This is a genomic window from Paenibacillus sp. cl123, assembly GCF_900101595.1.
Classification (GTDB): domain Bacteria; phylum Bacillota; class Bacilli; order Paenibacillales; family NBRC-103111; genus Paenibacillus_G.
This window is the reverse complement of the sequence record NZ_FMYY01000015.1, coordinates 90,842-103,745: the sequence shown is the minus strand read 5'-3', so window position 1 is coordinate 103,745 and position 12,904 is coordinate 90,842. Positions and strand designations below refer to the sequence as shown.

Annotated in this window: 10 protein-coding genes; all 10 read right to left on the bottom strand. The window is 34.4% G+C overall.

Translation table 11 applies throughout. From position 1 onward, the window contains the following. Positions 1 to 381 precede the first annotated feature (381 nt). On the bottom strand, positions 382 to 1,497 hold the full coding sequence (locus BLR08_RS20930; protein ID WP_072331195.1) for a methyltransferase domain-containing protein: 1,116 nt from the start codon (positions 1,495 to 1,497) through the stop codon (positions 382 to 384). Between the two features lie 214 nt (positions 1,498 to 1,711). Beyond that, complete coding sequence (locus tag BLR08_RS20925; protein WP_072331197.1) at positions 1,712 to 5,182, bottom strand: glycosyltransferase; 3,471 nt, start codon at positions 5,180 to 5,182, stop codon at positions 1,712 to 1,714. Positions 5,183 to 5,248: 66 nt separating this feature from the next. Further along, complete coding sequence (locus BLR08_RS20920; RefSeq protein ID WP_072331199.1) at positions 5,249 to 6,340, bottom strand: glycosyltransferase; 1,092 nt, start codon at positions 6,338 to 6,340, stop codon at positions 5,249 to 5,251. Positions 6,341 to 6,351: 11 nt separating this feature from the next. Then, entirely contained in the window at positions 6,352 to 7,089 is a 738-nt protein-coding gene (locus BLR08_RS20915) for an ABC transporter ATP-binding protein (RefSeq protein ID WP_072331201.1), read from the bottom strand. Between the two features lie 27 nt (positions 7,090 to 7,116). Then, on the bottom strand, positions 7,117 to 7,902 hold the full coding sequence (locus tag BLR08_RS20910; protein WP_072331203.1) for an ABC transporter permease: 786 nt from the start codon (positions 7,900 to 7,902) through the stop codon (positions 7,117 to 7,119). After that, positions 7,895 to 8,746, bottom strand: coding sequence for a dTDP-4-dehydrorhamnose reductase family protein (locus BLR08_RS20905; RefSeq protein WP_072331205.1), 852 nt, complete (start codon positions 8,744 to 8,746; stop codon positions 7,895 to 7,897). The genes BLR08_RS20910 and BLR08_RS20905 overlap by 8 nt, the downstream gene beginning before the upstream one ends. 14 nt (positions 8,747 to 8,760) lie before the next feature. Next, positions 8,761 to 9,885, bottom strand: coding sequence for a non-hydrolyzing UDP-N-acetylglucosamine 2-epimerase (gene wecB / locus BLR08_RS20900; protein WP_072331207.1), 1,125 nt, complete (start codon positions 9,883 to 9,885; stop codon positions 8,761 to 8,763). A 1-nt stretch (position 9,886) separates the two neighbouring features. Then, positions 9,887 to 10,918: a polysaccharide biosynthesis protein gene (locus tag BLR08_RS20895; protein ID WP_072331209.1), complete on the bottom strand. Its 1,032-nt coding sequence runs from the start codon at positions 10,916 to 10,918 to the stop codon at positions 9,887 to 9,889. A gap of 92 nt (positions 10,919 to 11,010) precedes the next feature. Beyond that, positions 11,011 to 12,024, bottom strand: a complete 1,014-nt coding sequence (locus BLR08_RS20890) for a glycosyltransferase (protein WP_072331211.1) — start codon at positions 12,022 to 12,024, stop codon at positions 11,011 to 11,013. Next, the gene (locus tag BLR08_RS20885) at positions 12,021 to 12,842 is read right to left on the bottom strand and encodes a glycosyltransferase family 2 protein (protein WP_072331213.1); all 822 of its coding nucleotides are present in this window, start codon (positions 12,840 to 12,842) and stop codon (positions 12,021 to 12,023) included. The genes BLR08_RS20890 and BLR08_RS20885 overlap by 4 nt, the downstream gene beginning before the upstream one ends. Between the last annotated feature and the right edge of the window lie 62 nt (positions 12,843 to 12,904).

The window sequence follows — 12,904 nt, the reverse complement described above, 5'->3', positions numbered from 1 at the left end:
GCTTAGGTTGGAAAATACCACCTTTCCATGTACGTCCTTCAGTAAATCCTTGCCAAGCTCATAAAGGATCGTCTTCACAATTTACATATTCGTTCGCTCGTTGTTGCTCCCGATGTTATAAACATCGCCATCTACTTTTATGAAGAACGAGAGCAATCGCGCTGCAGTGATTCTAGATACATCTCATCTAGCATATTCTACCGTCTCCATACAACGGCAATGGCAGGCCATAGACGTTCGAACAGCGCATAGTTTTGACAGAAAACCGATCATCCCAAGATACGCACGTACATTCAGGATCGGCTACGCATAGCTAACTGCTACATTCCAAAGGGAACAGTGCCTTGAATTATGAGTAAGCGTCTTTGGTTTTCAAGAAAGTTATTGTTTCCCCCTAAATCGTTCTAAAAACCGATATCTATGTCTGAATGCATTAATTTCATGTTCTAGAGTTGAACATCTTTCTTCTAATTTCAACTTTTCTATCATTAAATTCTGTTTCTCCATATTAAGCACTTCTAAATCTTGGAGTGTTTTCACCTTCTCTTTTTCCAACTTATCTTTTTCTAAACCAAGGCGAATAACATTATCGCTTTGTACAGAAATATTATCTTTTAATGTTGTAATATCATCTTTTAATGCCGCAATATTTTCTTTTGATTCAGCGAGAGTATCTTGTAGTGAAGTAATCATTTGATCTTTCGTCAAACTCTGATTTTTTTCTAGTAATAATTCCTGAGATAAATCAAAATTTTCTTTTTCACAATTTAATTTCTGATTATATAAACTGACGTTTTCTGCTTTTAAAAGCTGAATTACTTGATCTACTCTCCCCATAATGCTTGGTACTAGGTTCTCTTTGTTGTTAATAAGTGACGGCCAAGTTGTGTCACTTAACTTTTTATTTTTTATTGCCCAAAAAGCTCCAAACGGCTCTTCAAGTTTCTGACCAATATTATTATGCGAATGAAAATTTTCGCAAGCAACAATGTCCCAAGTACCATCAAATTCTTCTGGAACCCATCCTGATCTATGCTTTTGCCACTCCGCACCATTCAAGCCCCAAGCATCTTTTCCGTCCTGCATAGTTTCATTCTCAACAAATCCAAGTGGAGTAAAGATCACAATTTGTTTTCTTGCAATTCGTTCTGTCCTTGCTAATAATTGTTTTCCAGTTTCTTTATCAAGATGTTCGATAACATCCAGTAAAAAAACGGTGTCAACTGATTCATCAGCAAAATGATTGACAACTGCCTCCCAATCATAGTTTAATACTACAAAAATAGTATTTGTTTTCTTATCGATTTTTTCATTCAGGATCTCTATATACTCTTGATATGGCTCGCAGCAAATGTAAACTTTGGGCAATATATAATCGTCATGTGGCACAATACCACACCCGATATCCAAAAGTACATCTACTTCAATAATCCGTTCAATTCCTTTTTGAAGGAATTCTTCCGGTTCTGTCCAAATAACATTTCTAATATCATTCATTTAATTGTTTCCTTTCGCAATTCATAGTATTTTCTGTAACTTAACCTACCTAGCTAATTGACATAGATTATGCGTTTCTGAAAGCAAACTGTATTAGATAGAATTTATGCTTTTGGAAAACTCTATTTCATGATTAAATTCGTTGATGTATAAAATTCGAAGAAGCTCTACTTTTATTAAGGCTTATACTTGATTCACCTCAATTTTTTTACATTTACAACTTGTTTTTGATTTTCACAATTATTTTTTTGATGGTACTTTTTAATCCATTTTCTTTTAGCGATCTCAATGTTAATCTAAACAATCGCAATGGCTTTGTTACTTTCCAGGATAAAGATTTTTGCATCCTTGCAATCTCTAGCTCATATAACTCTATATTATTATTGGTGGCTAAATAAACAATTTCAGTATTATCCCTATTTTGGTTGTCATTTTGGGGTTTTATATTGCTGTAAAAATGTATTTTTGAAGTAAATTTATCATATTCCTGGATAGCTTGTCTAATAAAGGATTCTTGATTCTTGACGGGGTACATAAATTCATCTTTTAAAAGTTGAGACAGCTCGAAATCACTCATCTCTAAAATGGCATTTATTAGTTTTCTCCATTTGGCAATTATTTTATTGGGTTCGTAATATAAGCATATTGACTTGGCATTGCCACTCATATTTTTTAGTAACTCATCATCTTTTAGCAATTCAATTGCTTTTTCAGCCATTGCAGAGAAATCATCCATTGGGACTATAAATCCAGACTCCCCATCTGAAACAATATCGTCCATACCCGAGCCTTCAAATATAATTGAAGGCAATCCATAAAAAGCAGTTTCAGTTACTACAAGACCAAAACCCTCGTGATGTGAAGGCGCTAGATGCACACAGCTGCTATTCAAATATGGTGTAATGTCTTTTATCCATCCTGTAAAAATAATTTTTGTATCAGGAATATCTAAGTTCCGAATTAATTTATTGTAGCTCAAATTTCTATTTGTGGAAGTAGGCTGTGATAAGTCATAAGATCCTACGATATATAATTTTGTTGATGGGATTTCTTTCAAAACTTCCGCGAAAGCATAAAGCAATTGTTCTAGTCCTTTTTGACTATCATCAAAACGACCAATAGCCACTAAATTTTTAGGTCTTTTTTCTATTTCAACCATTTCATTCTCGTTAAGATGGCTAATTGTAACTGGATTTGGTAATATAGCTGCATTAGAATTTAACAATGCATAGATATTAGCGCTAAAACTATTTAGCCAAATAGCTACATCTGCTTCTTCTAAGTATTTAGTTCTTGACGGAATATCTTTATATAATTCTTCTTTAATATGAGGTAAAAAGTAGAATTCATGATTCCATGCAATTGTTTTAATATTATACATACGAAGAACAGGGTATAGTCGTAAAAATACCTCATTACAGTTATGACTAATCACGGCTAAATCAATATTATATAACTTTAACCGCTTGGCTAGCTCATTCTCTGAATCTTTTGTAGTTACATAGGTATTATAATTCAAAATTTTTATATTATCAGAATACTCGTAACCACCAATTAATTGCTCGCCAAATAGATTAATTATAAATACATCGAAATGCTCACTTAACATACTTGCTACACTAAGCAATACTTTTGTCAGTCCACCAAGTTCTGTTAACGCACCGCTTAAAAATGCAATTCTTTTTTTATTATTTGTTTTTGTAACTTCGCTGCGATAAACATAATATTCTTTTTCTGTAACGCCCACACAACTTAGTAAATCTTGCAATAATTCTGTATTTTTAGGATTATTAATCATTTCGTCTCTTGCCGTCTCTATAAATTTAGAGAGAGAATATATGATTGCTTTTTCATATAATGTTACATTCTTAAGGAAATTATATATATTTTTATAAAAAGAATATTCGGAACCGTCTATTAAACATTTTTCTTCATAAGTTAGTTCCTTCATCATATTAATCCATAATTGATTACATTCTTCAACATGAACATTGACTAATTTTCTACTATCTTGTTGATCGTGTACACGTGATTTCACATGCAAGCCTTTATGAAAATGAATTTTTTGCCCCCTGAGCATCCGAAAGAAAAGATCATAATCCTGTGTTGTAGGTAAATTTGTATTAAAAATCCCTACACGTTCGAAGTGGCTTTTATGAATTAATATTGCACACCCATGAATAGCTCCACGCAATAATGGGTATACAGTATTCTCCAAATCCTCTATCATGTGATTATTCAAAGGATCTACGTCATATAAATATTCACCACTCGAATTTACTACTACGTATCCTCCCGTTACTAAAGTTTTTTTATCCTCTAATTTAGAGAGTATTTCAATTTGATTTTCAATTTTATTGTTTGTATATAAGTCATCATGACTTAGCCAAGAAAAATATTCACCTTTCATTTTTTCAATACCTAAATTTAGCGCACTCGCCACGCCACCATTTTCTTTTCTAAAGTATCTAATCTTATCACCATAAGACAATGCTATTTTCTCTGTTTGTCCATCATCTTTAGATCCGTCGTTAATTACGATAACTTCAATATTGTTATAAGTCTGGTATAACGCACTGTCAATAGCATCTCTCATATAATTCGAGCCATTATAAACCGGTATTATTATAGAAACAAGCGGATTGTACATCGTTTTTGTTTCCTCTCCGCGCAGAATAAATTCTTCTAAACTAGCATAATCATGATCAACTAAAAATCTTCTAAATTTAACTAAGTAAAAGCTATTATAATCAGTATGCGTAATAAAAAGTTGTTTTAGGTATGGATTTTTATCTGTTTGTAGAAACCTCAAATCTTTTATAATTTCACAAATAGACATTAGTATCTTAAAACTAAAAGAAGGATCTTTGATATTACGGATTGTTTCTATATAACTACATAATTGAACAAATAATAGCATAGCATATTCATCAGATACTTTTAATTCAGCTAATTTACTTAAAGTCAGTGCATATGAATTAGCAACATCTATTCTATTTTTGTAATCCAGTGAGCGTTCTAAAGAATTTTCGGATTGTACGTAATTGTAAAACAATTCAGGAATATAGACTATTTTGTTTGCACATGCTATAACAGGTATTACAGCCGGCACATCATCACAAGCGCCTTCATAAAAAGAATATTTTTTTATTAATTCGCTTTTAAAAAGCTTGTTACTTGCTGATGCAGCGGACCAATGACCAGCAATTATAAGCCCATCAAGCACTATTTCTTCCGCTTTTTGATTAAATTTTATTTGGTTAAAGTCTACATACGTGTTGTTTTCTAACAAAAATGATGTCTGAGTAAATTGTGGATACACTAGTGCAATATTCACACATGCTATATCAGCATTATTTTTCTTTATTACGTCATACATTTTTTTATAGTAATCTTCTGAGAGATAATCATCGGAGTCAACGAACCCAATATACTCACCGGTACATTTTGAAACACCAAGATTTTTAGTGTAACCAGCACCCCGATTAACATTGTTTGAGAACACCTGTATTTTACTATATTTGTTTTTATAATCATTTAAAATATTTAGTGTGTTATCTTTTGAACCGTCATCAATAACGACAATCTCAATATCGCTCAATGTTTGATTCAATATAGAATCTATACATTTTTTTATTGTCCTTTCGGATTCGTATGCTGCAACTACAACAGAAACTTTAGGCATTTTGTTATCCAACCTCACCAACTTAATATTATTTAATAATTATTCTTCAAATAGAAAAGAGATCGCTTATTCGTTAAACTTTTCCTTATAGATTGAATAAATATCGCGTGAGAATTTTTGATATTTTCCTTCTATGTTTTTTCTATTTTTTTCTGATGAACTATAGTAAAATTGTTCGTCATTTAACAATTTTACTATGTGTTCAACAAATTGCATTTTGTTCTCCGCAATAAAACATACATAATTGTTTTCATTTAAGTCTCTATGACTTTCAATATTGCTAGCTACTACAGGTAATCCTGCCGCGTATGCTTCCAATACGGAATATGGTAACCCTTCCCATTGCGATGTTTGGAGAAAAACCGTTGAGTCTCTAAGATATTCAACAGTTTTATCATTTGAAAGCCATCCCGTAAAGAATACATTAGTTTTCAGTTCACTATTCAGCTGCTCACATTCTTGTCTCAGTGAACCATCACCAACCCAAATTGCTTTAATTGTGGCATCAATTTTTTTGAGTTCAGCAATAATTTCGATAAACAGTTTAGGGTCTTTTTGGTGTTCCATTCTCCCTACACCGATCATTTGCTTTTTATATCGAAAAGAAAATTTTCTGTCGTTTTCATTTTGAAATGGTTTTATACAATTCTCTAATAAATAATGTTTATGAAGAGGACTTATTTTTTGTGCATACTTATATTCGCTTTTGGAACAAGCAATGATCTGACCATTTATTTGTGATAATATAAATTCCGCTAACCAGTATGTCATTTTTACTAATTTCATTTTATTTGTCATTAAAAAACTATATCCATGTGGAGTATAGAATACTTTAACTTTTGGAAACCAAAGTGAAACTAATCTTCCTATGAAACCTGCTATTGAGGAATGCAAGTGTATTACATCAGGTTTAATATTACTAATTTGTACATACAAAGCTTTCATACTTTGTATAAAACCATATTTGATTTTAATGTTTACCTCAATCAACGTAACTGTAGAAGGAAAAAGTTTGTCCAAATCTACCGGCGTATATTCTCGGTTAGGAGAATATATAATAAAATGTTTCACTTCCTCGCTGTTTCCAGCACCAACTACTTCTCGAAGATATTTTAAAACCCCAGAAGCCATAGTTTCTGTTACATGTAGAACTTTCATCTTGACATGTCTCATTCCATGCTAGCCATATACTCATCGCAAACTATTTCTGCTGGACCAACATTAATCAAGTGCCCCTTATTTAACCATGCAACGTGAGAGCAAATATCCTGTACTTCTTTAATTGAGTGTGAGACCAATATTACTGTTGCGCCGCTGTTCATTATTTCTTCCATTCTTTTCTCGCATTTTTTTTTGAACTTGTAATCACCGACTCCCAAAATTTCATCTGCAATTAAAATATCCGGTCTATTTACAGTAGCAATCGAAAAGCCCAGTCTTGCTACCATACCAGAAGAGAAATTTTTAATCGGCACATCAACAAAATCCCACAACTCAGCGAAATCCATAATTTCTTCGAACTTTTCTTTCATTTCAGCTCTGCTATAGCCAAGAATAGCCCCATTCAAGAAAATATTCTCTTTAGCTGTCAGTTCAAAATCAAAACCAGCTCCTAGCTCAATAAGTGGAGCTACCGAACCATAGACAGAAATGTTCCCAGTAGTTGGTTTTAAAACACCTGCAATAATTTTAAGGAGAGTACTTTTCCCACTACCATTTAAACCAACAATTCCCATCGACTCTCCTCTCTTTATATTAAAAGATACATTCCTCAGCGCCCAAAATTCCTCAAAGGTTAACTTTCCCTTAATAAAACGAACAAAATATTCCTTAATATTATCAACTTTTTCTCGACTTAGATTAAATAGCATGGAAACATCATTAATTTCAACAATATTCTCTGACAAAATGATCTCCCCCATAAACTAACTTAATCAAACATGCAATATAAATTTATTTTGACATTTATAGAAGGTAATCAAACCTCCTATTAGCGTCAAAATTCCTATTGTGAAACAAACCAAATTATCAGCAAGCCCTGGAAATTTACCCTCGATTATTACGTTGCGAAAAAAACTAATATAATAATACATTGGATTATATTCGAGTATCCATTTGAATTGATTAGGAATAATAGATGCTGGGTAGAAGATTGGTGTCATATAAGTCCACAAAAGAGTGAAAACTCCATATAAATGGTTAATATCTCTAAAAAATACCGTCATCGCAGATAAAATTAAGCTTAAACCGGTTGTAAATAAGGTTAAGTAAAAAATAGGTATAAAGAATAGAATACATGTTGCTTGGAATGGTGCCCCCTCTATAACCATTACCAATAGTAATGCAACAAAAGCAAACCCTAAATTCACCATACTTGATAGTACTCTAGACAAGGGAAATAAATATTTGGGAATATACACCTTTTTTATAAGACTGGCATTTGAAATAATTGACATAAGTGCTTGCGTTGTAGCCTCAGAATGAAAACTGAATAAGATGCTACCTGTAAGAAAATAAACCGGAAAATATGGAATATTTGTTTTAAAAAGTGAAGAAAATATCATTGTCATTACTAACATCATTAATAATGGGTTTAGCAATGTCCAAAGAAGTCCTAGTACGGATTTTCTGTAACGGATTTTTATATCCCTTACCACTAATTCTAACAACAAGTTGTTATACTTAAAAAAACCACTAAACATTATCAATAATTTATTCATAGTGATATAACCCCTTATGCTCTTTCACCCATACAGCCATTTCTTTGATCATATCAGGGTAAGTTGGTATTACATGATCAAAGTCGGTACGTGTATTAATAAGTGTTTTATCAACTACATAATTATCGAAAGGTACAATTTCTACGTTTTTCTTCTCAAACTCTTTCTGAAATAAACACAATAAATCGTACTTGTTGATTTTCCCATTTGGTGTTAAATGATACAACCCAGATATGTTTTGCTTGATAGCCGCATCAATGGCCTTGGAAAGCTCTATTGTTGTTACCCCATTCCAAATGGCTTCAGAATATCCCTTCGTGACTCCTTGCTGCTTCATAAACCAGTTAAATAAACCAGTTCCATTTACATCAGTATCTGGTCCAATGATGGACATACGGAAGGTTAGATCTTTTTCATTTACAACCTCACCTAAAGCTTTAGAACGGTCATACATAGTCATACCATCCGCAAATGAATCTTCTGTATATCCTCCCGTTGCTCCTGAGAATACGCAGTCCGTACTCAAATGTATTAACTTGGTTGGACAATCTTTGAAATGCTGTTCTAATTTACGGGGAAGGTAAGCGTTCAACTGAATGGCCAAATCCGGGCGAGCATCGGCTTCTTTTTGCAAGATCCCGATTGAATTTACAATCACGTCAGGTTTTATTTCTTCAAGCCATGCAATTAAACTATTGAAATCAGTTGCATCAATCTGAACATTTTTATCAGACGGTGCAATACTTCTAGACATCCGATAAACATTATAACCTTGCTCCTCAAGGAATAAGGCAATGACATGACCAGCCATTCCTGTAGCACCGAGTACAGCAACATTTTTCATAGTAATCTATCCCTCTACTGTTCTTTTTTCCAAACTGTTCGATTAATATAATCTGTGTAACTTAGAATAATTCTTACGACTTTTTTAGAAACGTTGTCTGTATCATAATCTTGAACGGTTTTTAACGGCTGTTTACTCTCGGCATATTGAGAAACCACAAGATTGATTGCATCTAAAACATTGGTTTTCTTCAACCCGGACATAACGAGAGTTCCTTCATCCATTCCCTCCGGCCGCTCATGCGCTTGTCTAATCGTAATGGCTGGGAAGTGCAATATGGAAGATTCTTCTGTAATTGTACCACTATCCGAAATTACACAAAAAGCATTTTGCTGAAGCTTTATATAATCAGCAAACCCTAATGGCTTCATTAATTCAATCAGTTTATGAAATTTAAAATTATCACGCTCAATCAATTTTTGCGTCCTAGGATGAGTGGATACGATGATTCTTTTTGAATAAGTTTCTGCAATCGCATTAAGGGATTCAACCAAATCGCTGACATTCTTAGGAGAATCTATATTTTCTTCACGGTGAGCGCTAACAACAAAATAGTCTCCATTATCGAGCTTTAATCTTGTCATCACATTACTGTTTTTTATATTCTCCCTTTGTCTTTCTAGTACTTCTTTCATAGATGATCCAGTTTTAATAATGGTTTCAGGTCTAATTCCTTCATCAATTAAATATCGACGCGCATGTTCAGTTAATGTCATATTAATGTCGCTTAGCTGATCAACAATTTTACGATTGATTTCTTCGGGTACCCTTTGATCAAAGCAACGATTACCGGCTTCCATATGAAATATAGGTATTTTGTTTCTTTTAGCTGAGATCACTGCCAAGCAAGAGTTGGTATCCCCATACAATAGAACGGCATCGGGCTTCATTTCTTTAAACAGTTCATCCGTTTTAATAATAACATTACCAATGGTTTCTGCTGCTGTGTTACCGACAGCTTCAAGAAAAATATCAGGTTTACGAATCCCCATTCCTGTAAAAAATATTTCATTTAGTTCATAATCGTAATTTTGTCCAGTGTGGACTAAAACGTGCTGTGTATATTTATCTAACTCTTCGATGACACAACTTAGTTTAATGATTTCTGGACGAGTCCCAACAATAGTCATAACCTTCATTTTAATAACCCTCACTATATGTCTTAGTTTTCAGTTCGTTCTGTATATAATCAAGATTTTTCAGCATTTCGACCATTTGATCTTTACTTAATCTCTCCGTATTGTGAGAGTTATAATCTTCTGCTTCTGTTATTACTTTTTCACCATCCACGAAAAACTTCCCGTAATTTAAGTCCCGGTCATCCATAGGAACTTTATAGTATCTCCCTAAATCAATTGCTTTCACATTTTCCTCACGCGTTAAAAGTGTCTCATACAATTTCTCGCCATGACGAGTTCCAATACAAGTGATGTCAGTGTTTGTATCAAAAACTTCTCGCATCGCCTCGGCCAATACCTCTATGGTAGCAGCTGGAGCTTTTTGTATAAAGAGTTCCCCACCCTTAGCGTGTTCAAAGGCGAACAAAACCAAATCAACAGCATCATCTAAAGACATCATAAATCTGGTCATTTTAGGGTCAGTGATTGTTATTGGCTGTCCTGTCTTGAGTTGTTTGGTAAACAACGGAATAACGGACCCTCGAGATGCCATTACATTACCGTACCGCGTGACGCAAATAACGGTATTGTGATTCACTCCCATTCTCGCCTTAGAGACAGCAATTTTTTCCATCATAGCTTTGGACATTCCCATAGCATTAATTGGATATACGGCTTTGTCTGTGGACAGACATATTACTCGTTCTACTTGATTGGCTATTGCAGCATTTAGAACATTTTCCGTTCCTAATACGTTAGTGCGAACTGCTTCTAAGGGAAAAAACTCGCAGGAAGGCACTTGTTTTAAGGCCGCAGCGTGAAAAACGTAGTCAACGCCTCCCATAGCTGTTTCTATACTTGAATATTCTCGAACATCCCCAACATAAAATTTAATTTTGGGATTTTTATATTCATTCCGAAGATCATCTTGTTTTTTCTCATCGCGGGAAAAAATTCGAATTTCTTTAATATCACTGTTCAAAAACCGTCTTAAGACAGCATTGCCAAAAGAGCCTGTACCACCAGTAATAAGTAGCGTTTTATCTTTAAACATATACTCACTCCTAAATTCGTAAAATTGATCCCAGCTAAAGATTTAAGGAATTAAGAAACAATTGATACATGCTTTGCCATTGCTAAGCGTCCCTATTTACCAAGCTTTCGTTTGATTTTAAGAATTGTTGTCGACAAACCTTCCTGGTTGACATTTTGAATAAGTCTTCGGATTAATTGTATTTTATTCCCACTCAACATGAATAAAGGCGGCTCTTTTTGACCAATTTGTAAGTGGTTTTTGCCCAACTTTAACGCTATCTCATTTGCCAGCTTCCTTGCATGTTGCTCCGCATTGCGGTAATTGGAATGTCTCTTTAGATATTGGGCTGTTCGATAATAGAAGAGATAAGAATCCCCTTCCATCTCCGACATTTCTTCTTCCTTTACCTGATCCAGCATTTGAATCCACAGCTTATCGCATTCTTCATCATGCTGAACATTTGTCCTTCCGTTTTGCATCGAATGAACACGGGATTGGACATAAAGTCCCGGACAAAATCTTACTTCAGCAATCCTGAACATTCTGAACCAAAGATCATAATCCTGAGTGGTGCGTAAACCTTCATTGAACCTACCCGATCGTTCGAAATGGCTTTTGTGAATTAACATTGTACAGCCATTTGCAAGGCCCCTAAATACGGAGAAAAGAGGGACATTTAGCTTGCTTGTCGGATATAACTTACCAAAATCCACGTCTCCGATTTTTTTAGATTTAGCATCTATTAATTCATAACCACCATATATAATGGTATCAATGTTATGGCTTTTTTGAAGAAATTCAACTTGCCGCTGCACCTTTTCTGGCTTATACACATCATCATGACTAAGCCACGCGAAATAATCGCCTCTCATTTGCTCAATTCCAAAATTAAGCGCCGAGGAAACTCCCCCATTTGTTTTTGCGTAATAACGTATTCTATTGTCATAAGATAAGGCTATTGATTCAGTTGCGCCATCGTCGTTCGAACCATCATTAATGACGAGAACCTCGATATTGGGATATGTTTGTGATAATGCACTATCTATCGCCTCTCTTAAGAAATTTGAGCCGTTGTAAACCGGAATAATTATGGATACTTTCGGGAATGAAGCCGCATCTATCATAACCCACCTGCTTTTTTCCGATTGTAATAAATGTCTTTAGCCCGTTTAAGCAAACCTTGCGGAATAATTCCAACAATAAGCGGCTTAACAACATATATATAGCCTGCCGGCAATAGACCAAGGGCTTTAAATCCTTTATATCTCACAAGTACCTCATCAATTCTAAAACGGTACTTTCTTCGTTTATACGCGGCCTTATCTTCCCGGACCAAGTACAACACTAGCGCAAGATTTGCCCCTTTACTGCCGTTAGCGTACAAACGCATAAACAAATCATAATCCTCGGTTCGTGCCGTCTCCCTAGCTACACGATAGCCACCTATCGCTACTAGAGCATTCTTGCGGAACAAGACTGAAGCATGAACAAACGGCAACACAAATAAAAAATCTTTATTCTTGGGGAAATTTTCATACGTCCTTCGTCCCCAAATACCTCTCTCATCGAACAAATCTGCACTGCTTCCAACAAAGTCATAGTCCTCGTATTGTTCAAGAAAAGCAACTTGCTTTTCAAGTCTATTTTCAGCGGAACAGTCATCGGCATCCATGATTGCTACATATTTCCCTTGGCTCAGAGAAATACATCGGTTACGTGAGGCAGCTGCCTTTAAATTTGTATCGTTTTTATAAAGCCTAATTCGACTGTCGCATTTGCAAATGTTTGCCAAAATATCATAGGTATCATCGGTCGAACCGTCGTCACAAATGATAAGCTCAAAATCAGCAAAAGTTTGCACCAATATGGACTGAATAGAAAGCTGAAGCACTTGCGCATCGTTCGTATTATACACACTCATAATAACAGAAACTGTAGGCATTGTACTTTCCCCTAAAAAAACATATTCAAAAAACCGACAATTATTTTATATTACTCCAACCG

What these genes read in the sequence shown, in the direction of transcription:
- BLR08_RS20930 (WP_072331195.1), bottom strand. Translation starts at nt 1,497, where the DNA reads ATGAATGATATTAGAAATGTTATTTGGACAGAACCGGAAGAATTCCTT.
- BLR08_RS20925 (WP_072331197.1), bottom strand. Translation starts at nt 5,182, where the DNA reads ATGCCTAAAGTTTCTGTTGTAGTTGCAGCATACGAATCCGAAAGGACA.
- BLR08_RS20920 (WP_072331199.1), bottom strand. Translation starts at nt 6,340, where the DNA reads ATGAAAGTTCTACATGTAACAGAAACTATGGCTTCTGGGGTTTTAAAA.
- BLR08_RS20910 (WP_072331203.1), bottom strand. Translation starts at nt 7,902, where the DNA reads ATGAATAAATTATTGATAATGTTTAGTGGTTTTTTTAAGTATAACAAC.
- BLR08_RS20905 (WP_072331205.1), bottom strand. Translation starts at nt 8,746, where the DNA reads ATGAAAAATGTTGCTGTACTCGGTGCTACAGGAATGGCTGGTCATGTC.
- wecB (WP_072331207.1), bottom strand. Translation starts at nt 9,885, where the DNA reads ATGAAGGTTATGACTATTGTTGGGACTCGTCCAGAAATCATTAAACTA.
- BLR08_RS20895 (WP_072331209.1), bottom strand. Translation starts at nt 10,918, where the DNA reads ATGTTTAAAGATAAAACGCTACTTATTACTGGTGGTACAGGCTCTTTT.
- BLR08_RS20890 (WP_072331211.1), bottom strand. Translation starts at nt 12,024, where the DNA reads ATGATAGATGCGGCTTCATTCCCGAAAGTATCCATAATTATTCCGGTT.
- BLR08_RS20885 (WP_072331213.1), bottom strand. Translation starts at nt 12,842, where the DNA reads ATGCCTACAGTTTCTGTTATTATGAGTGTGTATAATACGAACGATGCG.